The sequence below is a fragment of the Candidatus Cloacimonas sp. genome (genome assembly GCA_035403355.1).
Taxonomy (GTDB): Bacteria; Cloacimonadota; Cloacimonadia; order Cloacimonadales; family Cloacimonadaceae; genus Cloacimonas.
Genome location: DAONFA010000008.1, coordinates 1 through 26539 on the forward strand (window position 1 = coordinate 1; position 26539 = coordinate 26539).

Annotated in this window: 23 protein-coding genes and 1 tRNA gene; 15 read left to right on the forward strand and 9 right to left on the reverse strand. The window is 38.7% G+C overall.

Going from position 1 to position 26539, the window contains the following annotated elements; translation table 11 throughout:
* The 14 genes from PLE33_03485 to PLE33_03550 form a co-directional block, all read left to right on the forward strand.
* The coding region (locus PLE33_03485; protein HPS60306.1) for a hypothetical protein at positions 1-275 on the forward strand (275 nt) is incomplete at its 5' end.
* A gap of 938 nt (positions 276-1213) precedes the next feature.
* Positions 1214-2110: a patatin-like phospholipase family protein gene (locus PLE33_03490; protein ID HPS60307.1), complete on the forward strand. Its 897-nt coding sequence runs from the start codon at positions 1214-1216 to the stop codon at positions 2108-2110.
* A gap of 134 nt (positions 2111-2244) precedes the next feature.
* Positions 2245-2982 (forward strand): class I SAM-dependent methyltransferase, encoded by a 738-nt coding sequence (locus PLE33_03495; GenBank protein ID HPS60308.1) that lies wholly within the window; start codon positions 2245-2247, stop codon positions 2980-2982.
* Between the two features lie 15 nt (positions 2983-2997).
* Positions 2998-4257, forward strand: a complete 1260-nt coding sequence (gene rho, locus PLE33_03500; GenBank protein ID HPS60309.1) for a transcription termination factor Rho — start codon at positions 2998-3000, stop codon at positions 4255-4257.
* A 47-nt stretch (positions 4258-4304) separates the two neighbouring features.
* Positions 4305-5429, forward strand: coding sequence for an SPOR domain-containing protein (locus PLE33_03505; protein HPS60310.1), 1125 nt, complete (start codon positions 4305-4307; stop codon positions 5427-5429).
* A gap of 27 nt (positions 5430-5456) precedes the next feature.
* Positions 5457-8063 carry a DNA mismatch repair protein MutS gene (mutS, locus tag PLE33_03510; protein ID HPS60311.1) on the forward strand — a complete coding sequence of 869 codons (2607 nt, stop codon included), beginning with the start codon at positions 5457-5459 and terminating at the stop codon, positions 8061-8063.
* The gene (locus PLE33_03515; protein ID HPS60312.1) at positions 8060-9757 is read left to right on the forward strand and encodes a peptidylprolyl isomerase; all 1698 of its coding nucleotides are present in this window, start codon (positions 8060-8062) and stop codon (positions 9755-9757) included. The genes mutS and PLE33_03515 overlap by 4 nt, the downstream gene beginning before the upstream one ends.
* Positions 9754-10221, forward strand: coding sequence for a tRNA adenosine(34) deaminase TadA (gene tadA, locus PLE33_03520; protein HPS60313.1), 468 nt, complete (start codon positions 9754-9756; stop codon positions 10219-10221). Before PLE33_03515 ends, tadA begins: the two co-directional genes overlap by 4 nt.
* Positions 10222-10227: 6 nt before the next feature.
* Positions 10228-10319 (forward strand) — tRNA-Ser (locus tag PLE33_03525).
* A gap of 20 nt (positions 10320-10339) precedes the next feature.
* Positions 10340-10684 carry a hypothetical protein gene (locus PLE33_03530; protein HPS60314.1) on the forward strand — a complete coding sequence of 115 codons (345 nt, stop codon included), beginning with the start codon at positions 10340-10342 and terminating at the stop codon, positions 10682-10684.
* A complete protein-coding gene (locus tag PLE33_03535; GenBank protein HPS60315.1) occupies positions 10681-11205 on the forward strand; it encodes a hypothetical protein in 525 nt (174 codons plus the stop codon). Before PLE33_03530 ends, PLE33_03535 begins: the two co-directional genes overlap by 4 nt.
* Positions 11189-11800: a transposase gene (locus PLE33_03540; protein ID HPS60316.1), complete on the forward strand. Its 612-nt coding sequence runs from the start codon at positions 11189-11191 to the stop codon at positions 11798-11800. The genes PLE33_03535 and PLE33_03540 overlap by 17 nt, the downstream gene beginning before the upstream one ends.
* 47 nt (positions 11801-11847) lie before the next feature.
* On the forward strand, positions 11848-12315 hold the full coding sequence (locus PLE33_03545) for an ECF transporter S component (protein HPS60317.1): 468 nt from the start codon (positions 11848-11850) through the stop codon (positions 12313-12315).
* 869 nt (positions 12316-13184) lie between these two features.
* Positions 13185-13601: a hypothetical protein gene (locus PLE33_03550; GenBank protein HPS60318.1), complete on the forward strand. Its 417-nt coding sequence runs from the start codon at positions 13185-13187 to the stop codon at positions 13599-13601.
* Positions 13602-13669: 68 nt separating this feature from the next.
* Here the strand turns inward: PLE33_03550 and PLE33_03555 are convergent, their stop codons facing one another.
* Complete coding sequence (locus tag PLE33_03555) at positions 13670-15157, reverse strand: T9SS type A sorting domain-containing protein (protein ID HPS60319.1); 1488 nt, start codon at positions 15155-15157, stop codon at positions 13670-13672.
* 565 nt (positions 15158-15722) lie between these two features.
* On the reverse strand, positions 15723-16400 hold the full coding sequence (locus tag PLE33_03560) for a hypothetical protein (GenBank protein ID HPS60320.1): 678 nt from the start codon (positions 16398-16400) through the stop codon (positions 15723-15725).
* A gap of 356 nt (positions 16401-16756) precedes the next feature.
* On the opposite strand from PLE33_03560, the gene PLE33_03565 reads away from it, so the two are divergent.
* A complete protein-coding gene (locus PLE33_03565; GenBank protein HPS60321.1) occupies positions 16757-19873 on the forward strand; it encodes an N-6 DNA methylase in 3117 nt (1038 codons plus the stop codon).
* Between the two features lie 73 nt (positions 19874-19946).
* Here the strand turns inward: PLE33_03565 and PLE33_03570 are convergent, their stop codons facing one another.
* From PLE33_03570 to mutL, 7 genes are all read right to left on the reverse strand, one after another.
* Positions 19947-21239: a DUF2851 family protein gene (locus tag PLE33_03570; GenBank protein HPS60322.1), complete on the reverse strand. Its 1293-nt coding sequence runs from the start codon at positions 21237-21239 to the stop codon at positions 19947-19949.
* Positions 21239-21910: a monofunctional biosynthetic peptidoglycan transglycosylase gene (gene mtgA / locus PLE33_03575; GenBank protein HPS60323.1), complete on the reverse strand. Its 672-nt coding sequence runs from the start codon at positions 21908-21910 to the stop codon at positions 21239-21241. The genes PLE33_03570 and mtgA overlap by 1 nt, the downstream gene beginning before the upstream one ends.
* Positions 21911-21964: 54 nt before the next feature.
* Positions 21965-22234: a 30S ribosomal protein S20 gene (gene rpsT / locus PLE33_03580; GenBank protein HPS60324.1), complete on the reverse strand. Its 270-nt coding sequence runs from the start codon at positions 22232-22234 to the stop codon at positions 21965-21967.
* Between the two features lie 227 nt (positions 22235-22461).
* Positions 22462-22590, reverse strand: coding sequence for a hypothetical protein (locus tag PLE33_03585; protein HPS60325.1), 129 nt, complete (start codon positions 22588-22590; stop codon positions 22462-22464).
* Positions 22591-22812: 222 nt separating this feature from the next.
* The gene (locus PLE33_03590) at positions 22813-23646 is read right to left on the reverse strand and encodes a peptidylprolyl isomerase (GenBank protein HPS60326.1); all 834 of its coding nucleotides are present in this window, start codon (positions 23644-23646) and stop codon (positions 22813-22815) included.
* 113 nt (positions 23647-23759) lie between these two features.
* Positions 23760-24650 carry a tRNA (adenosine(37)-N6)-dimethylallyltransferase MiaA gene (miaA, locus tag PLE33_03595; protein HPS60327.1) on the reverse strand — a complete coding sequence of 297 codons (891 nt, stop codon included), beginning with the start codon at positions 24648-24650 and terminating at the stop codon, positions 23760-23762.
* The gene (mutL, locus tag PLE33_03600) at positions 24647-26539 is read right to left on the reverse strand and encodes a DNA mismatch repair endonuclease MutL (GenBank protein HPS60328.1); all 1893 of its coding nucleotides are present in this window, start codon (positions 26537-26539) and stop codon (positions 24647-24649) included. The genes miaA and mutL overlap by 4 nt, the downstream gene beginning before the upstream one ends.

Genomic DNA, 26539 nt, shown 5'->3' on the forward strand with positions numbered 1-26539 from the left:
AAAGCTGTGAGCGTTTTGACTCTAAACCGATTCTTCTGTGGTTGCAACGAGATGCAGAGGTAACAGGAAATTTATCTTTTGTCCGAAACTGTCAAAGCTGTGAGCGTTTTGACTCTAAACCGATTCTTCTGTGGTTTGCAACGAAATGCAGAGGTAACAGGAAATTTATCTTTTGTCCGAAACTGTCAAAGCTGAAGCTCGGTTTAGAGTTAAAACAAAAATTCGCCCCGAAACCACCATTTCTAAACAATTCCAACCCAACTCTGGAAATGTGAAAATGGACATTCTTTCACAATTGTGGAATTTGAGGGGTTGGTGTAATGCGGTTGCCTGTGTGCAGGATTCTTGTTTTAACTCACAATTTTGAAATGAGGAAACCAGTAAAAGTGCGGTTGCCATTGTTTGCAATTTGTGAGTTGTGGTTTCAGTGATGGCTGTGGCAAAATTGTAAGTCAAAACAAGCTGTTTGTTTTGACTCTAAACCGATTCTTCTGTGGTTTGCAAAGAGATGCAGAGGTAACAGGAAATTTATCTTTTGTCCGAAACTGTCAAAGCTGTGAGCGTTTTGACTCTAAACCGATTCTTCTGTGGTTTGCAACGAGATGCAGAGGTAACAGGAAATTTATCTTTTGTCCGATACTGTCAAAGCTGGGGAGTTTTGACTCTAAACCGATCCTGTTGTGGTTTGCAACGAGATGCAGAGGTAACAGGAAATTTATCTTTTGTCCGAAACTGTCAAAGCTGAAGCTCGGTTTAGAGTTAAAACAAAAATTCGCCCCGAAACCACCATTTCTAAACAATTCCAACCCAACTCTGGAAATGTGAAAATGGACATTCTTTCACAATTGTGGAATTTGAGGGGTTGGTGTAATGCGGTTGCCTGTGTGCAGGATTCTTGTTTTAACTCACAATTTTGAAATGAGGAAACCAGTAAAAGTGCGGTTGCCATTGTTTGCAATTTGTGAGTTGTGGTTTCAGTGATGGCTGTGGCAAAATTGTAAGTCAAAACAAGCTGTTTGTTTAGAGTTAAAACAAAAATTCAACCTCGAAACAACAATTTCTGAACAATTCCAACCCAACTCTGTTCTTGTTTTGACACAGCAACTTATCCTACCCCGCTATAAAAACCAAAAGAAACAGAACCAATGCTAAATAAAGCTTGACTGTTTAGCTTTCTTTTGCTTTAATGACAAAAACAAAGGATAGATAAAAAATGAAAGAAAAAGCAACTCTTATTTTAGGTGGTGGTTCTGCCTTAGGATTAGCCCATATCGGAGTTTTAAGTGTGATAGAAGAGAACTTTGAAATTACCGGTATAATTGGAAGCAGTATGGGCAGTATTATTGGTGGATTATATTCTTTTGGATTCAGTTCTGCTCAGATCTATGAAATAGCAACCAAGATAAAATATACTAAGGCATTTTCTCCTCTCAGTTTAGATAGAACTATCAGTGGCATTTTTGATGGGCGTTTATTGCGGAATTTCTTTCTAAATTTGACCGAAGGCAAAACAATTGAAGAAAGCAGAATTCCTTTTATTGCCTGTGCTTATGATTTAATAAGTAAGAGCACGATTCTTATTAACAAAGGACTGTATGCTGATGCGTTGAGAGCTTCAACTTCGTTGCCGGTTCTTTTTGCTCCCTATAAATTTAAACAATATCTATTTATTGATGGAGGTGTGGAGCATCCTTTGCCTTTGGCTTTTTCCTCTGTGCTTTCGGAAGATAAAGTAATTGCCGTTAATGTTTTGCCGGAAGCATCAAAAAATGCAAGTTTTATTAATTTGGAGAGAACAGACCCGGGCAAAAGAAAGCATTTGGGCAGAACCGAAATAATTTTTAATGCGGTTTTGCAAAATCAGGCATATCTGGCAATCAGGGATATTGCTACATTCAGTCCTGATATTGTAATTGAGGCAGGAATGCCTGCTGGAAAGCCCTTTGCTTTTCACAAGGCAGCCGAATTTTATAAATACGGTCGTAAACAGGCATTGGAAACCCTTGCTAACTACAACGAGCCAAGATTTATGGCTACCATCCGAAAACACTATCGTAATTTAATTCGTCATTTTCCGAATTTAAACATCCCCGTGAAAGATAATACTTGACGGAAAAGTGCTGCTCTAAAATAATAGGATCGTAATAAATAAGACATGCAGGCAGTCCTCAGAACTGCACAATCAGAGAAGAAAAACATAGAGGCAAAAATCCCATATCTAAAATATCAGCGAGGAGTTCTGTTATGAATGAAATCATCAAAATTCTTGCCAAAGTAGATGGCGGTAATGTATTGGATGCAGCTACCGGAAAAGGTGACTTTATTACAACTCTCAAACAACATTTAAAATCCTACACCCAAATTATTGGAGTTGATGCCTCGCAACGCTGTGTGGATTATGCCCAGAAGATTTTTCCGGAAAATAATATAGAGATTTTCCGGATGAATTTGGAAGATTTGCAGTTTGAGGATAACTATTTTGATACGGTGTGTATCTCAGATGCCTTACACCATATTCAAAATCGGGAAAAAGTGCTCGGAGAAATGGTAAGAGTGCTAAAACCTGATGGCTTAATGCTGATAACGGAAATGTATTGCGATGGAGAACAATCCCCTGCTCAGGAAACCCATATTTTAATGCACCATTGGGTTGCCTCTGTAGATCGGCTGTTCGGTGCTTACCATCAAAAAACATTTACCCGTAAGGAATTACAGGAAATAGTGAAAAAGCTTCCCTTAAAAAAAGTGCAGATTACGGATTTCTATGTTCCGGTAGATGACCCCGGAAAAAATCGTTCTGCTTTGCTCCAAAACTGTCAGGATATCATAAAACGCCTGCAGACATTGGAGAATACGGAAGTATTAATTAAAGAAGGTCTGGAATTGATTGAACGCATTAAAAACATTGGTTATGCCAGCGCTTGCCGTTTGGCTGTAACCGGTTATAAAAAAGTGCAAAAGAATACTCTAACTAATAACTGACAAAGGAGATAACGAATGCTGTTTGAAGAAGATCTGTTCAGCTTGAATCAACTTCAACTATCCCGCTTGGCAAAAAAAATCGGTTTGCCTGGCTATACTCAATATAAAGGAAACGAACTAATTTTTAAAATGCTGGAATTTCAAGCGGCTCAGGAAGGGCTTGCTTTCGTATCCGGCTGTTTGGAAATTATGGACGATGGATTCGGTTTCCTGCGCTTTCCCCAAAATAACTATACTGCAGGACGCGATGATGTTTATGTTTCGTTAACGCAGATCCGGCGTTTTGGTCTTAAAACGGGAAATATGGTTAGCGGACCTGTTCGCAGCCCTAAAGAAGGAGAAAAATATTATGCTCTGCTCAGAGTGGAAGCGGTGAATAATTTGGCTCCCGATTGTATGTTGAATTTGCGTCCTTTTGATGAATTAACTCCTTATTATCCAGTGGAACGCTTAAACCTGGAATTTAATAAGGATAACTACAGCACCCGGCTTATTAACCTTTTCACACCCATCGGCAAAGGTCAGCGCGGTTTGATTGTAGCAGCCCCCAGAACAGGAAAAACAACATTGCTGCAGGATACAGCCAATGCCATTCTAAGCAATCATCCTGAAGTTTATTTAATCGTTTTGCTGGTTGATGAACGCCCCGAAGAAGTTACCGAAATGAAAAAAATCCTTAAACCCGGTAACAGAGAAGTAATCAGTTCCACCTTTGATGAATCCCCCAAAAATCATTCAGCAGTTAGTGAAATGGTGTTAGAAAAAGCCAAGCGAATGGTGGAATTAAATCAGGATGTTGTAATTGTTTTAGATAGCATCACCCGGCTCGCAAGAGCTTATAATAACATAACCCCTTCCAGCGGAAAGGTCTTAAGCGGTGGAATTGATGCCAACGGACTAATCAAACCCAAAAAGTTCTTTGGTTCAGCTCGTAATACTGAAGAAGCAGGTAGCTTAACTATTATCGCTACCGCTTTAATTGATACCGGCAGTAAAATGGATCAGGTTATCTTTGAAGAATTCAAAGGCACAGGTAATATGGAATTGGTTTTAGACCGCTCCATCAGCGATATGAGATTATATCCTGCCATAGATTTAATCAAGAGCGGAACGCGGCGGGAAGAATTACTCCTTTCGCAAAATGAACTGAACCGGATGTATGTGCTGCGTAAATATTTAAAGACCATTTCCCCTATTCAGGGAATAGAAACCCTGCGTAAAAAAATGCAGGTAACCCAGACCAACGAAGAATTGCTTACTTCAATGAGTAATTGATGAACACTTGTCCCTCTGCCGTTAGGAAGCGCATTTTCCTTTTCTTTTTGTTAACAGCGCTTTGCGGTTTTGCCTTAAGTTCCGTGAGAAAAGAATTTCAGAATTTGGAAGAACTTTATAATACGGGAAAAATTGATGAACTGGCAGAAAGCATCGGCACTTTAAAACCCGCAAATGATGAAGAACGTGCCTGCATTGGATTTTATAATGCCTTGCTGAAAACAAAAACGGAAGAGGCAATTGCCTCCCACCAATTACTGATAGAGAAATTCCCCAAAAGTAGCTATACCCAGAAGTCCTTATTGGAGCTTGGCAAAATATACTGCTTAGAACGCAGGATTGAAGAAGCATCCTTATATTTAAGACGGATAACTTCTTCCGAATTGATGGAACGCTTTTATTGGCTTGCTTTATGTGCCTGGTGGCAGGATGATTATGCAACCGCTATCAATAACTGTGAAAATTATCTGCGGTTAGAACCTCGGGGAGAATTTGCCGAGAAAGCATATTATCTGATTGCAGATTGTTACCTGGCACAAAAAAAAGCATATAGCGCTGTAACTACTTTAAATAAATTGCAAAATGCCCGGCTACCGGAAATAGATGAACAGTATTTTTATTACCGTCTCGGTTATGCTTATGAACAATCTGATAAACAGTTAGACGCAATTTCTACATATCGTAAAGGTTACGAACTGGATAGGTATTCTCAGGTTGCCGATCTGATTGAGGATCGTCTGTTAGAAATAAAAAGCCGTAAACCGAATGTAGATATCAGCTTCCTCTATCCCTATCCGAAATTGCAGATTGTTATAGCTCAAGAGAGTGCTCAGGATTCCTTACTCCAGGTTCAAAAAATTGAACCAAAGTCCGCTTCTCCTGTATCAGTAAGCAAAATTGAAACGAAACAAGATACTCCGGTAAAACTGAAAGAAAAACCGAAAGACGGTTACTGGTTACAGGCAGGAAGGTTCTCTTTGGAAAACAATGCTAATCGTTTAGTAATCAACATTCGGCTGCTTAATATTCCGGCTGCCTACTATGAAGAAATAAGCGGAGGGAAAAAAAGCTGGGTTGTCGTTTGCGGTTCTTTTCCTGATAGAACCCAAGCGGAAGAAGCAAAAGAACTGCTGGCAACCAATAACATCAATTCTTTTATTACGGCATATTAAAAAGTGGAAGAGAACAAGCTAACTCCGATGCTGAAACAGTATTTTGCGGTGAAAGAAAAGCATCCTGACAAGCTTATTCTTTTTCGGATGGGCGATTTTTACGAAACCTTTTTTGAAGATGCCCACACCGCTGCTAAAATTCTGAATATTACTTTAACCACAAGAAATAAGAACGACGAAAATCCTGTTCCCCTTGCCGGTTTTCCCTATCATTCATTAACCACTTATTTGGATAAACTGATTAAAGCCGGGCTGAAAGTTGCAATTTGTGAACAAACAGAAGACCCTAAAAAGGCAACCGGTTTAGTAAAACGGGAAGTAACCGAAATCATTACCCCCGGAGCTGTTTTGGATCAATCCTTTCTGGAAAGTAGTAACAATGTTTTTTTAGCTTCCATTTACTATACCGATCCTCAGCGTAAGATAGGGTTGGCATTTTTGGATATTTCCACGGGGGATTTCTTTTTCACGGAATTGGATAAAGAAGAATTAGTAAACGAACTGCAAAGATTTCATAGTCCGGAACTGATTGTAGATAGTGCAGCTACCGAAGAATTCGTGAAAAGCTTACCTATTGAGACCCTGCCTACGATATCTGTTTTTGACAGCTGGCAGTTTCAACCCCAAGAGGCAATTGCCACCCTTAAAAAACACTTCGGGGTAACTACTTTGGAACCTTACGGAGCGCATAATAGAACCTTGGGGGCTACGGCTGCAGGAGCTGCTTTGGCTTATGTGCAAGGGCTATACACTTCTCCCCTGAATCATATTTCTTCGCTACGATATTATTCACTTTCCCAATATATGCAGTTGGATGAAATCAGCAGAAGAAATCTGGAACTGGTTCGTTCTCTACGCTACGGCACAAAATACGGCAGTTTGCTTTCTGTTATAGACCAAACAATAACTCCCATGGGTTCGCGGCTGTTACAGCAATGGCTGTTGCATCCTCTTTTGGACATTAAGGATATTACTTTTCGGCAGGACATCATCCAATCCTGCATAGATAAAAGCAGCCATTTAAAAGAACTGCGACTTATCCTAAAAGAAATTGGCGATATCACCCGTTTAGTAAGCCGTCTGGGCTCTTTAAGAATAAACCCGAGAGAACTGATTGCCCTGAAATCATATCTTTATTCTGCCCGCAATTTACAAAACAAGTTAAACACTTTTGAACATCCCCAATTTGCTGTCTGGAACCAGAATATGGGCAGTTTTTCTGATATCATTGAGCTCATTGAAAAGGCAATTAACGATAATCCACCAATTAACATCACTGAGGGCGGAATTTTTGCCAAGAACTATAATGCCGAATTGGATGAACTGCTGGAACTAATCCACGACGGCAAAAGCTGGATTGCGCGTTTGGAAGATGACGAACGACGGAAAACCGGTATCAGTAATTTGAAAGTTGGCTATAATCGCGTTTTTGGTTATTATATAGAAGTGAGCTCTGCCAATAAAAACAAAGTGCCCGATTATTATATAGCCAAACAAACGCTCACCAATAGCGAACGCTATATTTCACCCCGATTGAAGGAATTTGAGGCAAAAGTTCTTTCTTCGGAAGAGAAGATTAAGAACCTGGAATATGAGCTCTTTAAAGACCTGCGTCAGCAATTGGCGGAGTCCTTACCCCGCTTTCAACAATTGAGCGAGGTTATTGCCGAACTGGATGTGCTCTCTTCTTTGGCATTTCTTGCCTGGCAAAATCAATATTCCCGTCCTGTCTTTACAGAAAATAGAAACCTGCATATTACGGACGGTAGGCATCCCGTTATTGAAAAACTGATAGAGAGCGATAAATTCATTCCGAACGATACTTATCTGGATTACCCGGAAACCAGCATTGCTATTATTACAGGACCCAATATGGCAGGTAAATCAACCTATTTAAGGCAGGTGGGCTTACTGGTTATCTTAGCTCAGATGGGCAGTTTTGTTCCCGCAGCGCAAATGACCCTGCCTATTTTTGACCGTGTTTTTACCAGGGTTGGCGCTTCTGATAACTTAGCTCAGGGGCAAAGCACTTTTTTAGTGGAGATGATTGAAACAGCCAATATCTTGCACTCTGCCACAGCAAATTCTCTAATTTTGCTGGATGAAATAGGCAGGGGAACATCCACTTTTGATGGCTTATCTTTAGCATGGGCTATTATAGAATTTATTCAGAGGTATAAGCATTCGTTAACCCTTTTTGCCACCCATTATCATGAACTTACGGAGCTGGAAAATCTCTATCCCGATATTAAGAACTACAATGTAGCCGTAAAGCAATGGAACGAGGAAATGATTTTTATCCGTAAAATTGAGCGAGGTGGCTCTGATCAAAGCTATGGAATCCAGGTTGCCCGTTTGGCAGGAATTCCGGAAAAGGTTATCCGCCGAGCCAAAGAAATCTTAAGAAACCTGGAAGAGCATGAAATAAGCCCTCAGGGGCTTTCTGCAACCATCCGTAAGAAATTAGTGCGGGATGTGCCCCAAATTGATATTTTTGAGATTTTAGCCGATAAAGCCAGTGAAAACGACCCCGTGCTGAAGGAAATTAAAGATATTGAGCTGGATAAACTCTCCCCCATAGAGGCATGGCAATTTCTGCAACAAATTCAGAATAAACTTTTAGGAGAAAAATGAACAAGTTCTCTCTTTTAATACTAATTACCCTGGCAGCTACCCTTTTTCTTGCTTCCTGCGCCAATAATATTCCTTCCGTAGCAGGAACCGTGAATGGAACGGATATTACTTTTGCGGAATTTTATGATGCCTACCGAGGTCATTATACTTTTTTTGGCTATCAGACGGGACGCGCTCCTTCCAAAGAAGAAAAACAAAAAATCCATAATGATACCTGGAAGGATATTACCAAAGCCATAATTTTGAAGGACTATTATCAAAAGTATAATATCTCTGCCAGCGCTACAGAAGTTTTGGATACCCTCACCAATTCCATTCCCGAGCATATTATCAAGTCACCGCTTTTTCAAACTGACGGCAAGTTTAACAAGAACCTTTATTTACAGGCATTGATGACCGACCAACCGGAAAATTTGGCTCCCTTAAGAAAGCACTATCAGGAAAATGTTATTCCCATTCTGAAATTGCAAAAGGTGCTGATTGAAGAAGAATTGCTCACTGCTAAAATCCGTAAACAGGCAGAGCAAATTATTGCCAGTAATGCGGATTTGGAACTCTATATTTTTGATTCCTCCCGGATAGATATTGCCCTAAGTGATGCAGAAATAAATGCCTGGTATCAGGCAAATTTGGATCAATACCGTTTAAAGCAGTTTTATCGTTTGGGCTATTGTTCTGTTCCTATTATACCTGATAGTTTGGAACTTGCGGAAGCCAAAATAGCTGCTGAGACAGTTCAGAATAAGCTTAACGATGGTTTTCCGATTAAGGAGATTATAGCAGACCTCAAGAATACAAATGTAATCGTCAGCTATGTTGATAACGGTTATCAAAAGACCGATGAACTGCCTGCGGAGATTAAAGATGCTATCTCAGGACTGGAAAATGGAAAATGCAGTGAACCCCTACCTTATACCAAGGGCTATATTATCTATCAAAAAATGCAGGCAACAAAAACCCTAACTCTATATAACACTATCTTTGTGCAGGCATTACCTAAAACTGCTACTTTAACTGCTCCCGAAACCTTAGCCCGCCAAATTATGAAACTGGCTTTAAATATCGGGCTGCAGCAGGCAGCTAAAGAATTTGACCTTCCATACATCCTGACCAATGCTATGAGCCCGGATTCTTTAATTGTTCCTGCCAATGATCTTAAGGGTAAACTATTCAAATATCTGGATAGTGCAAGTAGCGGAGATATTATGGAGCCAATATATTCAGCAGAGCTTTCTGCATGGCTAATTTTTGAAGTAGTGGAAAAACAAGATAAGAATTATCTTCCCTTAGAAGAAGTAAAACCGCAAATTGGGCAAAGATTAAGTAACGAACGCCGAAAAGACCAAAATCAACAGCTCGTCCAGCACTGGCTTGCCAATCCTGAAATTCTGGCAAAATACCAATTTGTAAAGCTGGAAAAAGTTACCATAGATTCCCTGTGGGAAGGTAAGCCCCTCACCAATATTTACTATCAGGCAGTAAAGGCACATCAGGAAAAAACCGAGCCCCCGCAAATAAAAGAAGGAGAGCTTATAATCGTTCCCAAAGTAACTGCTTTTCGTCCAGTAAAATCTAAAATCAGCCCGGAACGGATTAAAGCCATTTACGCTCAAACTTTGCCCGAGAACTGGTTTGATGCCTGGATGGAAAAACAGGTGAAAAAAGCAAAGGTTGTAATCAATACTAAACCATGATTTGCCTTTCTTCCCAAAATCATTATCTTTTTATGCAGGAAGCAATATCTGAAGCCCAAAAAGCTTTTGCCGAAGATGAAATTCCCGTGGGTGCAGTGCTTGTAAAAAATAACCGGATAATACTAAGGGAACATAATCGTAGTCGGCAATTAGCCAATCCCTTAGCCCATTGTGAAAAAATCATTATTGACAAAATTCTGATGTCTGAAGTGGGGTTTTTATATGATTATACGCTGTATGTAACCTTAGAGCCCTGTTTGATGTGTGCGGGAATGATTATTTTAAGTAAAATTGGAACAGTTGTTTATGGAGCCAAAGATCCCAAAACCGGAGTTGTTGGCTCTATCTATAATGTGCTGAATGATAAAAGCTTCAATCATCATCCTGTAGTTATCGGCGGAGTTCTGGAAAATGAATGTTCCTGCTTGCTGGAGGAATTTTTTCGCCGTAAAAGAAAATCATAATTACAAGGAGAGTTGCCGGAGCGGTTGAACGGGACGGTCTCGAAAACCGTTGTATCTTTTTACAGGTACCCAGGGTTCGAATCCCTGACTCTCCGCCAGTTTAAAAAGAGAATTTAAAATGATCCATACTGATTATTTAGTGGCTGATGCCGATATTCCGCTTATTTCCTGTGACCGGCTAAAAGATGAGCTCCTTATTTACAACCTGGATGAATCCGCCACTGCCAAATTGATTGACCGGTTTGAAATGCTAACCGGAAAGACAATAGATAAATGTTTCCGCATAACTGAACTTTCCGGAGGACAGAAAGTAATTTTGATGGCACTTCTGGCAATATATTCTCCCGCACCTAAAATCCGTTTTGTGAATTTGCTGAATGCCCTTGATCCTAAACGCCGGGAAGCAATTCAAATCTTGATTAAGAATAGCGGCAAGGATATTATTCTGGAAGATAGATTATGATTAAAATTGCACCGGGAGTTGTTTCCTGCTGGCAGAATTTCAGTTTGCTCATAGAGCAGGAGCTGTTTTTTCTGCCGGATAATATCTATTATCTGCAAGGTGAAAACGGCAGCGGGAAAAGTTCTTTTATTAAGCATTGCCTGTTTCCTGCATTAGAGAGAAAAAAGCTTTTATTTTACCAAATCTATTTACAGCAGCTTTTTCAGCTGCAGGGTTATGCTATTAAATCCCATTCTGCATTTTATAAACCGGATTTGAAGCTGAAAAGCGAATGGGATTGCATTCAATATCTTTTAAACAATCTCTCCGAAAGTTATGCTGTTGAACCCAGACCGGTTTATTGCATTGTAGATGAAAACCGCTATTTAGCAGAAATTTATCGCTATTTAAGGGCTAGTGGTTTCCCTTTTTGTCTCATTTTTTGTGAACATTCTTCTTTTTCCGTGCCTGAAGAAGTTAACCTCATCAATTTTCAGTTGCTTGCACCAAACAGGAGTAGTGTTTATGAAACCTCAATATAGATTACTGCTTGTCTCTTTAGCTCTTATCTTGTTTTTTGTCTTCTTCTGCTTCATCTATCTGGAGAATACCCCTGTGCAGTTAGTTGTCTTGGGAGTTGTATTATTGCTTAGTGCTTGGACTTTTAAGCTTAAGGGACTTTTAAAGAAACTTTATCACTTCTTGCCTTTTATTTTACTGCTTTTCGGGGTTTATGTTATTTTTGCTCTTTTTCAAATAGGACACAATAAGGATTACTGGATTCATTACGGTATTACGCGAACTACATTACTTATAAGCAGTTTAATGTTTATCCAGATATTAATCACTTGGCTGAAGATAGATACCTTCTTAGATTTTCCTTTGGGAATAGAAAAATTGAAGTATATTATTTTAGGCAAAATGCTCTATAAAATTGCCTTTTCTTCCTATTCCGAGTTATGCCTTTTTGTAGATTCCATTCCTGCTGAGCAAGCGGGTAAAATTACTCTGAAAAAAAAGTTTCGTAAACGCCTGATTGTTCTTTTAGCACTTATTACTTATGTAATTAACGAAGCAACCCTGAAAGGGGAAATGATTGATGAACGCATCTTGCACTGCCACCAAGTTCTGAAGTAAAACCTGAATAATATTAGAAAAATAAATGTAAACATAAAGAGGACAAAATGAAATGGTATCTTATAGTTGGACTTACCGTTATGGTTATGATCGCTACCGTTCTGGTAAGAATTCCGGTTCCAGGAGGCGGCTATTTCAATTTAGGAGATGTAGTTATTATCTTTAGTGGACTTTTTGGTGGCTGGAAAGCAGGTTTGATAGCAGGAGGATTTGGTTCTTTTTTTGCTGATTTAATCGGTTTCCCTGTCTTTGCTCCTGTAACGCTTCTCGTTAAAGGGCTGGAAGGATTGGTTGCCGGATTGGCAAAACCCGATGTGAAATGGCAAACATATTTTTTCCCGGCAATAGCAGTCATCATTATGGTTGCCGGTTATTTTTTCGGTTGCTGGGTTTTTCCAAATCTGGGATTTGCAGTGGCTGTAGCTGACTTGCCGGTTAATATTGTTCAGGCAGCTGCAGGTTATTTTGGAGGTATTGCCTTACATCTTGCCTACACGAAAATTTCCCGCACTTAGCATTTCCGATTTTATGATGCCCTCATAATTCCAAGTTACTTTTTTCCTAATTTCGTGTAATGCAATATCATACCTTTGCAGACACAAAACTATATTTTACAATTGGGAACTGCATATCGTATTCAAGTTCAATCACCGCTTTTTCCCTTCTTAACTGAGAGCATAAATCAAGTGTTTATCTAACCTTAATCAAGCGTTAATTATTAACGCTTGATTAAGGTATGTTAAACGCTAAATTACCGGCTTTAAGCAAGGAATACAGCAGACAGCTATATTAGGATTTTATGATAATGCCCTTCGCTCTTCGCTCTCAACCCAAAAACCCTTTAGGGCGAAATCGGAGGGTTGACGTCCTCGTCAATCTCTTCTTGTGCTTGAACGACGAGGACGTCGTTCTTCCGGAAAAAAAGCCCTTTAGGGCGAAATCGGAGGGTTGACTTCCTCGTCAACCCCTCGGAAAATAAGGATTATAATGCTGAGAAGGTTTAGAAGGTTGAGATCCCAAAATGGCTGAAAACCCTTTGCCATCCGCTCTTCGCCCTCTGCCAAAAAGCCCCTTAGGGCGAAATCGGAGGGTTGACATCCTCGTCAACCCCTCGGAAAATAGGGTTTATAAGGCTGAGAAAGTTTATAGAGTTAATATCCAAAAATAGCTGATAAACCCTTTGTCATCCGCTCTTTGCCATCTGCCAAAAGCCCCTTAGAGCGAAATCGGAGGGTTGACGTCCTCGTCAACCCCTCGGAAAATGCAATCTACAGTATCTTTTTATCCTTTTTCCCGTATCCTGAAAGCCCCTAAAAAGCTTTGAGGTATCGTCGTAGATGGTAAAAAAGGGTTGTTTTCTGCGTTTCCAGGCATTCCTATCCAAATGTGCCAGTTTCACCAGAAACAGATCATTACCCGATACCTAACCTGCAACCCGAAACTGCAAGCAGGGATTGAACTGCAAAAGATTGTGGATTCCATAACTTCCTCCTGGGAAGAGGTGTTTTCTATGTTGATAGAGATGTGGATGTGGAAATGGAAGCAATTCTTGAAAGAAAAGACCTACTCAGATACTGGAAAATGGTGCTATACTCACAGAAAGCTGAGAAGCGCTATTCGTAGTATAAAGTCAAATCTTCCTTATTTGTTCACCTTCCAGAAATACCCGGAAAACTATATCCCCAACACAACTAACTCCCTGGAAGGAATTAACAGTGCTCTCAAGTTTAAAATCAAAGTTCATCAAGGAATTAACTCTGACAGAAGAAGGAAAATCATCAACTATTTACTCGCTAAATAGCAACTACATTTCTTGCAATAGACCTAATACGAATAAAATAATTAACAGAAATCTACGCATTGTTTCTCCTATTTTATCAGAACTATCTTTGATGATGTTGTGTTATTATTGCTATCAAGTCGTAATATATATGTCCCGTTAGCACATAATTTGCCATGTAAATCTGTCCCATCCCAGACGGAAGAGTATATATTGCCAGATTTCTTATCAAGATTTATCATCCTGACTAACTGCCCTTTGATATTATAAATCTGCAGTTGATAAGTAGCTTGTGTAGTATTTCTTTCAAGCTTAAAATCAATATTAAGAAAAGACCTCATCGGATTTGGATAAGCGAGGATTTTATTAATTGGCTTTTGAATATACTCATCATCATTTGGTGTCCCATTCGGATGTAGTGTAACTACCGTTAATCCATCGTTTCCGAATGACCAACTGCTAAATACATGAATAATGTTACTATTGGGCAACAATGTTATGCAATCTGTGCATTGTCTAAAATTCAACATTGAGGAATATGACCATGTCCATATAGCTTCTCCAGTCAGATTATAGCTGGAAATATACTCATGAGCGTTAAGTGTCCATTCAGAATCGCCATAATAACCTGATAAATATATCCCTTGATTATAGCCAATCATAGAATAATAACTTCCCACACAGGTTGAATCCGTCATTTGAATAGTGAATAAACTATCTAAGCCATCAGGTAAAACTTGATATATACAGAATTGGTTCCAGAGTCCATTATTATAAGCATTATAACCAAATATCAATTCATTTGTAAGAGGTAATTTTGTTATTGGGATTTTGATTTCATCAGTATGGGCAGTATTTGTGTCCCTCCGCCAAATCAAATTACCATCCCAGTCGGTTTTTACAACGCTGGCAAAGCGGTCTGTAAACTGACAGGTGGAAACAGGCATATTATCTGTGTCTAACTCCATATCATAGGCCTGTGCCCATTTTAGACCGAGATTTGAAACTACCCATAATGTGTCCGGTGGGTAATGACAGGTTGATAAAGTATCTCCCAAGGAATCCAAGTGCATAAAAAGCGCATGAACCCCATAAAATGGGGGACTATTATAATCGTATATCCTTCCAATAGCAAAGATATCATTATTGGGCAACCTGAGTGCTTTATTTAGTACGCAATTGGGAAGATGGATATCCTCCAAAGAATAATTCTCCTGTGGGTCTATCCAACCGATCTGGCTATGCTCAGGAGGAGTATTAATCAGAAAGTTTACCGTACCATCAGCTTCCTGGTCTATTCCAATAATCTGGGGTGCGCTCTCACAATTAAAGTCACGACTCCACCATTGCCACTCGCAATTACCCTCTGCATTCAATTTTATCACTCCACAATCCGCTGCATACCTGTCAGGGTCCATTTCATACTGGCCTGTGCAGTCACCCAATACCATAACTCCTCCATCCGGACAGGGAAATATCTGTTTTGAAGTGTATTGATACCAAATGAAGTCCGGATATGGCAAAATAATGGGAATATTCCTGATGTATCGTTCCTGAGCAAGCATACCGGATACCATAAATAGTAGGAGTAGAGATATGAAAAGTTTTTGTCTCATGATTTTACCTCTTAGCACCGATTTTATAAATTATAGTGAATCTAATCTATGATATTTGTCAATTTCTATTTTAATTTGGCATTTCCATATTTTTTTACCGGAACCTTATTTTCATTTGCTGCTGGATAATAAAGTTAATGCATCCTGAAATGACTTCAGCTATTCTGAGTTGATTACAGAATTTTAGTGTCCATTCCAACTCGTTGTTTTTCAGGTTGTTTGAGAACATTTTATCGTCCTCGTTTCTCACAATCTATGTTATTATATACAAACAAATGCATTATCTTCATTTTGTCAATCATAGTCCAAGTTTTGTTCATAAAAAAGCTATCTTATTGCGACAGATTGGAGCCCGTGGGCTACAACTTTCATTGCAGAACTTTTCCATCTTCCTAAAAGTAAATATAATCAACATTGCCCTTCTGCCAAATAGAATTATTAACAAGATATGTGAAAGGAACTATCATAATGAGCAGAACTTAGAATTCTCCGCTTCTTCCGTATATTATTTTCCCTCAGAGATTCTTTACACCTTCGGATTAGAGTTGATATTGGAATCTGCTTTCTGAAAAAGCGGCTCCGGTAAATGATCCCAAACACCCTGTTCCAGTAAAAAATCCGTTATTAACTTCAGCTCAAAGAAATTGAAAAAAACAACATTTTTGCATACAAGGGCATCCAAATCCAGCTTGACTAACTGTTTGATTTCTTCTTCATTAAGTTTATTGGCTTGATAGGCACAATGCAAAACCCAACGCGACTGTAAAGAAACAATAGCTTCATCCTGCCCTAAAAAAGGATCGTCACAATCCAGATTTACATATTTCCAGCAATTAAACTCTCTCTCAAAAGGTCCTTGTAAATCTTCCGGTTTGATTTCTTCATAATCTCTTTTATCCCAGTAATGAAGAAGTTCTTTGTCGTCTAAATTTTTTTCAATATAATCCTTAATCTCTTTGTTAAAACTCTCAAACTCCGGATGCAGATACCACTTTAGGTCTTGATTGAGGATCCGATATTCCTGCCCGTCAGTTAAATGACCTCCAATAGCTTGACGAAATAATGCCTTCCGCACATTTAAAGGGGAATGCTGTTTTTCGTTTTGATCCCTTCGCATATCCTCTAAAGAAGAATTTTCCCAAATATTCAGATATGCCTCAATTCGGCTTTGAAAAAAGTTTATCGCTGCTGCGGTGTATTCCATTTTGTTCTCCTTTTTTATAATAACTTAGCTCAAAATAATGCAATTAGGGTAAAATGGGAAGATAAATTCCCCTTTGCCACAAAGATTACAGGTTTTGCCATATCGGATTTATGCAAACCTCTTTATTGCTAATAATAACATAATTATGCATTCTGGTTATTTGTCAAATTGTTTTGTGAAAAAAACACAAAAAGCCCGGTTTATTTATAGCTGTATTTTATTTAACCAAGCGAAAAACACGGTTACCAAATTTAAAACTGGAATCCTTATACCTATAGCTATAGCATAGTTAAGCGTTCCTATAGTTAATCAAGAAAATGTTTGACGAAAATCGGGCTTAGCTTTATAAGGTATAAATGGAAAAAATATTAAAAGATTATCTTAATAGCTTACAGGGAGTTCTAAATCGCGGCGATGCGCGGGAAGAAAGTTTCTATGAAGTATTGGCAGACCTTATGCGTCAAGCAGCTGAAATTTACAATTTGAGCGATTTTGCCATTACCATCCTTCCCAAAAAAACAGAGGCGGGAAATCCGGATTTCAGAATTTGGAACGGGAAAAATCATATTATCGGTTACATTGAAGCCAAACATCCTCAAGAGACCAATCTTGAACTTATCTATAGCAGTGAACAATTAAAGCGTTATACTGCTACTTTTCCAAATTTGATTTTAACCAATTTTTATGAATTCTGGCTAATTCAACACGGCGAGATTGTAAATAGAATTACGATTGGTAGAGCCATAAACGCTATTACTATGGAAAAGACACCCCCTGTAGAAAACCCAGATGCTTTTGGGAATCTTTTAAAAAGTTATTTCAACTTTCATATACCGGCTATTGAAAGTCCCAAAGAGCTTGCTTCTATCTTAGCGAGGAAAACCAGATTCTTAAGAGATGAGGTTATTTTGCTTGAACTTGCTGAAGAAGAAAAAAAGCAGCAAAAACAAATGCTGTTTAACTTTTACGAATCCTTCAAACGGCTGCTGATCAATAATCTAACTGAGCATCAATTTGCTGATCTTTATGCTCAAACATTAACTTATGGTATTTTCGCAGCCCGAACTCGCAGCCAAGGTGAATTTAATCGGGAACTGATTTATAAATACATTCCCAATACTTTAGGGATCTTAAAGAATATTTTTAAATTCATATCTTATGAAGAACCGCCTAAAGCTTTGCAGGTTTTGATAGATGATATAGCAGAAATTCTTTATGTTACCGATGTTAACAGTATCTTACATAAATACTATATAGAAGGCAAAGGTCTGGATCCTATTGTCTATTTTTACGAGACCTTTTTAAATGAATATGATCCTGAATTGAGAGAAAAACGCGGGGTCTATTATACTCCCGAACCGGCTGTTCGTTATATTGTTCACAGCGTTAATACTCTTCTTAAGCTCCGGTTTGGATTATCGGAGGGTCTTGCATCTTCTGAAGTTACTTTACTTGATCCCGCTGCCGGAACTTTAACTTTTCCCGCTGAAGCAATAAAGATAGCAGTGCAGGAATTTAAAACGAAATATGGTAGCGGTTCTATAAATAAACTTATTAAAGAGCATATTCTCCCCCATTTTTATGCAATAGAACTAATGATGGCACCCTATACTGTAGGACACTTAAAAATTAGTTACTTACTAACGGAATTGGGTTATCCGATTTCCGAAGAAGAACGTTTTCAACTATACCTATCCAATACTTTGGAACCGGATATTCCTGAACAAATAGAGTTACCCTTTTTATTTGATATTACGGAGGAATGCATCCTGGCAAATAAAATTAAAGACCAGGAACCGATTTTAGTAATTATGGGTAATCCTCCCTATAGCGGAGAAAGCGAAAATAAAAATAAATGGATAGATAACTTACTTAAAGCAGATATAGACGGGGCACAAAGTTATTATAAAGTTGATGGCAAACCCCTCCAGGAAAAAAATCCTAAATGGCTTCAGGATGATTATGTAAAATTTCTGCGCTTTGCCCAATGGAAAATAAGTAAAGCCGGCAAAGGTATTGTAGGTATGATAACTAATCACGGTTATCTGGATAATCCTACTTTTAGAGGTATGCGGCAAAGTTTACTAACCACCTTTGATGAAATCTATATTTTGGATTTGCATGGAAATTCCAAAAAGAAAGAAAAGACACCGGAAGGCACAAAGGACGAAAATGTTTTTGATATTCAACAAGGAACCGCTATTGTGCTGATGGTGAAAAAACCTGAAGCTAAAAAACATATTTGCCATTACGAACTTTACGGTTTACGGGAAGAAAAATATAGCTGGTTAAATAATACCGAATTCAAAGCTGAAAATTATCAACCGATTTCGCCTCATAGTCCTTTTTATTTGTTTAAGCCCGAAACAAGCAATTATGAATATTATCTTAAGTGGAGCTCACTACCGGAAATATTTCCTTTAAATAGTGTAGGAGTAGTTACCTCCCGCGATGCATTAACTATCCAGCCCACAAAAGAAAAAGTCCGGAAAACTATTCACCATTTTGCTTCTCTGGATGCCAGTGAAGCCCGAATCGCTTATAAACTCAGAAAGGACTCGCGTGACTGGAAAATTAGTTTAGCTCAAAAAGATCTTAAAGATAGCGGATTGAAAGATGAAAATATTGTACCTATTCTATACCGACCTTTTGATATCCGCTATACATACTATACAGGTAATAGCAGGGGATTTCATTGTAGAACCAGAAAAGCCGTTATGCAGCATTTACTGAAAGAAAACATTGCATTGATTTCTGTTAGACAGGTAAAAACTTCTGCTAATTGGCAACATATCTTTATAGGTAATTGCATTACTGAAAGTTGCGTTATCTCTAATAATACAAGTGAAATAAGCTATGTTTATCCTCTGCAAATTGTTAATGATCCTCCCCAAGGAGAAATTATTACTGAGAAGAATAAAGCATTTAATTACTCTATAGAGGTTTTAAATCATTTTAAGACCCTTTGGGGAAAGAAATTCCAACCGGAGCAATTATTTTTTTATATTTATGCTGTTCTACATAGTAATATCTACCGTCGGAAATATGCTGAATATTTAAGAATTGACTTCCCAAGAATACCTTTTACAGAGAACTATTCTCTCTTTTCCAAATTAGCAAATCTGGGTAAGGAACTTGCCGATTTGCATCTATTAAAAAGTCCTCTGCTTGATCCTCCAGTTGTTAAATATCAGGGAACCGGACCAGATGATAGTGTGGAAAAGGTTTTATATAATCCTGCGGAGAGAACAATCAGGATCAACAAGTATAAATATTTTGAAGGCATCAGCGAAGAGGTATGGAATTTTTCCATCGGAGGTTATCAAGTTCTGGCAAAATACTTGAAAGACCGTAAAGGCAGAACTCTGGAAGATCCTATCCTTGTTTGTAAAATTGCTACTGCTCTAATTAAAACTTTGGAATTACAAAAACCCATAGATAATCTTTATTCCGATTTGGAATCTGCTTTATGAAAAAGCGGTTCCGGTAAATAATCCCAAACACGCTTTTCTAAAAAAAGAGCTCACAATCCAGATTTACATATTTTCAGGTTTGCCTTACACATTCAGAACAGAGGTGATAACGGCAAAAGCGGTAATAAATATCTATCAGACCTTGCTGGTAAAGGGTTTGTTTGTTTACAGCGCTAACTTGACCGGGATTTATATGATTGCACATAAAGCGGGTGATATAGTTTTCCGGCAGGGCTTTAAAGGTTATATATGATTGCAGAACGGATTCCGTCATTTCTGTCCTTGCCAGTTTTTGATAGTAAAGATAGAGAATGGGCAGATAAATATTAATGTAAATGTTGTTGATAACGGTAATACCCAAGCCAGGGTTATTTGGCATCAATCCTTCCTGTTTAGGTTTAAACTGTTTACAAAATGCCTGGTATCTTTTTTGCGGATTGGGTTTGTCTGCTTCAACGGTATTGAGAAAGAAATTTAAAACCCCTTCCTGTAAACAGTGATAGAGAAATTCACTTAATAGAATAAGACGAAAAACCGGATGATTTCCTGGACGGATACGAAAAAGTTGCCAATCCGTATTAATTTTACGCGCATAGAATTTCTGTTTCTCAAAAGCAGAAGCAAGAGTATCATAAAGCTCATTGGTTAAACGGTTACGACTTTTGGCTAATAACCCGGAAGAACCAACAAAGATGCTAATCATTTCTTCAGTTGTAAGTCCCTCTTTATACCATTCTTTCAATTTGGCAAAGGAAATGTTCTGCGCCAGTTGAAAAAGATTGAATTTATTCTTGTCATAGCCGGCAGCTTCCATCATTCCTTCATAGAGAATTTGATCAAAATCGCTTAAAGACAGGGAAGCATTAAATCTGCGCACTTTACCCATAAAACGCTGTTTTCCGGAGAAGGATAAAATGCTTAGTAATCGGTCATTATCAATAGCAGAAAGCAGATCGCAATAATCACTGCCGCTGGCTAAGGTCTTATCACCAATATCAGCAAGCAGTTTTTGAATTTCAGCGGACAGCTGATTCTTCAATTCCAGAATTTCTACCAGTTCACCATTTTCTTTCATCGTGAAGGGAGAAGGGCTGTCATTATTCAAGACAATATGTAAAATAACCTGATTGTAAAATACATCTTCCTGATGAGAGTGTTTAATCCAATCCTGAGTGTTTATATGAATTTCCACTGCCCCCTGTAAGTCCTCTCCCTCAATAGAAATTATGGCATTAACAAAATCGGGACCCCGAAAAGTATTGAATTGACCCTGGTAATTCACTTTCAGGTCTTTACCGCTAACCGTTTTCAGATTTGCAGCCAGGTGCCCTTCATCCCAAATATGGTAGAGGAATTTTTCATCCATTAAAAATACCTTTGCAGCAGGTTATATCTTTGCATGGCAGAGGGTGATTTGTAGTAGGTTTGCGGCGTGTAACGAACAGGATTGGTTAAAATGCTGATAAGTTTCATTTCCTGAGTGCGGGATAAAGAACTACAGCTTTTACCATAGTAATATCGGGAAGCAGTTTCAATACCGTAAATGCCTTTCCCCCATTCCACATAGTTAAAATAGAGCTCCAGCATTCTCTTTTTGCTCATACAAATTTCCATTATCACCGTTGCCTGAATTTCCAGATATTTACGCAGATAACTCCTGTTTGTAGTAAGAAAAATAGTGCGGGCAAGCTGATTACTGATAGTGCTGGCTCCAAAACGAATTTTCCCCGCTTTCTTATTGCGTTTGTATGCTTCTTTCACCATTTTCCACTCAAAACCGAAATGCTTGTAATAATTGCCGTCCTCAATGGCTATCAGCATATTTTGGGCACTATCAGGAATCTTTTCCAGGGGAACATAATATCTTTTGTGCAGCGGATAACCACGCACTAAATATCTTTGTAACATCAAAGGTGTTACCGGAGGATTAACAAAATTATACAACAGCGATAAAAAAGCCACTATCCCCCAAAAACATAGATGGATAATAACAATAAATCGTATAATACGCAGCCAGATTGAACGCCTGCGTTTCAAGAAAAATCCTTATTACTGGTGAATATTTCTTATTTAGGAAACCTGAATCGGAATTCAGGATTTCTTTTCTATCTTGGTTTTATTAACATAATCAGCTAAACGAGCTTTCCTGCGGGAGGCAGTTCTATGGTGAATAACACCTTTTTTAGCTGCTTTATCAAGTTTGGAATAGAGTTCTGCTAAAATCTTATCCTTTTCTTCATCGGTAGTAGTGTTATGAATCTTTTTGGAAAGAGTTCTGATAGTGCTCTTTACATAATTATTACGAGCAGCTCTTTTGGTGTCCGTCTTCATTCTTTTCATAGGTGATTTGTGTTGTGGCATTTTTATCCTCTCTTAGATATAAGTATTTATTTATCCCATTTTGGATTGGCGATTGTTTCTGTCAAGAGAAATCGCAAACGAAGTCAAGAGGGCGAGAGGTCGAGGGGTCGAGGGGTCAAGAGGTCAAGAAGTCGAGAGGTCAAGAGGTCGAGAAGTCAAGAGGGCAAGAGGTCAAGAGGGCGTTACGGCAAAGCCAAAAAAAACCGGCAGTAATAAAAAGAAAAGAACTAACATAAGCAAATCAACCGTAATTCCTTGTAGTTAATATAACTATAAAGCCAGTCAAAACTATTCGGTGAAGCGGGAAATATACTATTGGGAGTAGTATTAGAAAGAGCCATATTCCTCAATTTCAATTATCCTTCTCTAATTTTATCTGCGTAATCTGCCTGCCATCATCTTTTTTCGGTGTTTTCGGTGTCCTCGGTGGCTACTTTCTCTTTTCTCATCTGCGTAATCTGCGTAATCTGCGTGCCTTCATCTTTTTTCGGTGTCCTCGGTGGCTAATTTCTCTTTTTTTATCTGCGTAATCTGCGTAATCTGCGTGCCCTCATCTTTTTTCGGTGGCTACTTTTCCCTTACAATGTATAAATAACAATATCTGCAGCGTATTTCCGGTGCAATTCATTCAGATGTCTTAAAAGCCGGTATTCTCTTTCAATTTGTTGCACCCTGGCATACAGGGAATCTTTAATCTCTTCAAAGGGAATATATTCTTTATCTTTGTGACCTGTCTTCATCAAAATATGATAGCCGTAAGGGGATTTGAATGGCTGGCTGATTTCATCCATTTTTAAGGAAAAGGCAACTTCTTCAATTTCAGGTATCATTTTTCCTTTAGGAAACCAGCCCAAATCTCCGCAGACAGTATTACTGGGGCAATCGGAATATTTTTGGCAGTAATAAATGAAGCTATTTGCGTTATGAATTTGTTTACGAAGCTGCATCGCTTTAGCTTTGCTTTCTTCGTTGTTATCGCTAATCAGGATATGCGAGCAGCGCACCTGTTCCGGTTTTAAAAAATATTCTTTTTGTTCTTCGTAGAATTCCTGAATTTTAGCGTTTGTTACAGGAATATTTTGCGGGCACACGGAATTGATGTATTTGTTAATCATCAAGTTCTGTTTTAGGAGTTTTTCCATCTCCTGGGGAGATAATTCTTCCAGCGAAGTGCTCCAGAGTTTCAGGGTATCTTCTTTATCCAGAAGTTCCCATATAGCGTTATCGTATTCGGTATCACTTATTTTTATGCCTGTTTCAATTGCTTTATAGAGCAATAGGCATCTATCTATCAAACGCTTTAAAGCTCCTTCCAGGCATTTTTGCTGTTCAGCACCGCTAACTTTTGCGCATTCGCGTTCCAAATCTACCCGGGTTATTTCAAATTCAAATACTTTGGCTACTATTGGCATTTACCACCTCGGCTTAACCTATCCTTTTTTCGGTATGATTATATTATAAAGAATAATTTAATCAAGACAGGGTAGGTTGTCAAATTGAAAGTGAGCTGATATTAAAGAATTGCTTATAGCGGTGTGGAAACTGTGATGCCTGCAGAAGAAATAGTCAAATCAAAGGTGCCCCTCCGATACCAGGTAATCTGTCTTTTAGCATAGTTTCGTTGATGTTGGGCAGCCAGGATAGTGCACTGTTCCAAGCTCGCTTCTTTTTGGAAGTAAGGCAAAAATTCCTTATAACCAAGACATTTAAGCCCGGGTGAATTTTCCGTGTAACCCAAGGCAAAAAGGTTTTCAATTTCATCCAGCAAGCCCTGAGCCAGCATTTTTTCCATTCGCAGATTAATTCGTTGGTATAGTTGCGGACGGGGAATATCTATCAGGATACGGAAAGCGTTATATTTACAATCCGCTTTTTGCTTAAGCCAATGTTCCGATAAGGGAAGCCCCGTACCCAAGGCAACTTCCAAACCGCGTAAAATGCGTTGGGTATCATTTTCGTTTATTTTACCGGCAAAATCGGGATCAAGCTGTTGCAATTCAGAATACAAAGCAGCAAGACCTTCCTCTTTATAGCGTTGTTTCAAATTTTGTCTAATTTCTTCCGGTAAAGGAGGCAGGGTAAAAAGTCCTTTCAACAGCGCTTTGATATATAAACCCGTCCCTCCGCAAATAATAGGAATTTTACCTTCAGAATACAGTTTTTCAATAATCATAGAAGCATCGGCTGCGAAAGTGCCTGCATTATAACTTTCATTGGGGTCTATAATATCTATTAAGTGATGTTTAACTCTTTGTTGTTCTTCTTTGGTAACTTTAGCGGTGCCGATATTTAGAAAGCGATAGACCTGACGGGAATCAGCAGAAATAATCTCTGTATTCAATATTTCCGCCAGCGCTATGGCTAAAGCTGTTTTCCCTGAAGCGGTAGCACCTTCAATCGTAATTACCGGAATCATAAAGTGCGTTTAAATTTCTTTTCAAAATCAGTTAGCGGAATTTTGAGCATCAAGGGTCTGCCATGCGGACAAAAATAGGGCGTCTGACAAGCAAAAAGCTGATTGATTAAATTCAGCATCTCTTTACGGGAAAGTTTATGATTAGCTTTTATTGCCGCTTTACAAGCAATTGATTTTGCCAAACTAACTCTGAAATCGGTATTCACTTCCAGTTCCTGTTCCAGTTGCTTCAATATTTCAATAAAGACCTTTCCACTGGCAAAGTCCGTTAGTTCTGCAGGGATTTCTTCAATCACAAGGGAATCGCCGCTAAATTTTTTTAAAGTAAAACCCACCTTTTCCAATAGTTCCAGATTTGCTTCCACCAGCTCTTTAATTTCGGCAGCAATATAGGGTGGAATATCTATCACCAAAGGGATAAGCAGTTTTTGCCGCACCGCGGGGGCTCCTTCACTGCGTTGAATCAATCTTTCAAAAATTATTCTTTCGTGAGCAGCATGCTGGTCAATTACTACTAAACCGTCTTCTACCTGAAAAAAGATATAGGTATTATGAAACTGCCAGGGATTGATGTAGTCCTCTTCATTTTTCAGTAAAATATCATATTTCTGCTGCTCCGTGGGCTGGTCAGTAAATATATCCTGGATTTCGTTTTCTTCTTTGTCCAGGTTCAAAACGGGCATAACTTCATCAGGAGAAGAGCTATTTTCCTGTTGGAAAAGGTCATCCTGGAAAAGCTCTCCAAATTCCTTTTTGTAAGCAGAGAACTGCGGAACTTTAATATTTTGCACAAAGATATCGCGTTCCAGGGAAGTGGCTTTTTCCCCTGAGACAGCATTTTGAAATTTATCGCGGGCACTGGCAAATTTGCTGTCTTCATAAGCCCGGAGTGCTTTAGTAAGCGTTTCCAGAACCAAAGAATGCACCAGGTTGTTTTCCCGAAAACGCACTTCCATTTTAGCAGGATGCACATTCACATCAATTTGTTCCGGCGGAATATCCAAAAAGATTATATAGGGAGGTGTAGTTCCTTTTTGCCAAGCGCTGGTTTTTAAAATAAAAGGTTCGTAGGCAGCTTTAATACTGTGCCTCACGGTTTTATCAAAGATATAGCGTCCGTTTATAAAAGTATATTGGGCATCAATAAGTTTATCTGACCTATCTTCCAAACCGAAAATATACCCGCTTACGGAATAATCAGAATAAGCACCCTGAACGGGAATAATATCATCCTCAAAAAAACCACCGCCAAAGACCTCTTCAAGGCGTTGTTTTCTATCCGAACAAGCAATGTAATTCAGCTTTTCTTTATCGTCTATCACTAACCGGAAACTGATTTCGGGATACACCAATGCCTGATAATGAATATATTTATAAATATGTCTGGCTTCCACAGGAGTCGTTTTTAAAAATTTTCGCCTTGCCGGCAGGTCTTTAAACAATCCTCTAACCGTTACGGCAGTTCCAGTGTTAGCAGAGGTTTTGGCTACATTCAGTAATTTACCATTGGCAAATTCTATAATGGTAGCCATTTCCTCTTCAGCTGTCCGGGTTACTAAATGCAATTGGGAAACAGAAGCAATTGAAGGTAGCGCCTCACCTCTAAAACCCAGAGAATCAATATGAATAATATCTTCCACGGTTTTTATTTTGCTGGTGGAATGGCGTTCAAAAGCCAGCATTGCATCATCAGAGCTCATTCCGCAACCGTTATCTATTACTCTAATCAGGTCTTTACCACCATTTTCTATAGCTACGATAATACTATCGGCACCTGCATCAATAGCATTTTCCACCAGTTCTTTCACTACCGAAGCAGGACGTTCAATAACTTCCCCGGCGGCAATTTTATTCCGAACATCTTCAGCAAGGATATGGATATTAGACAC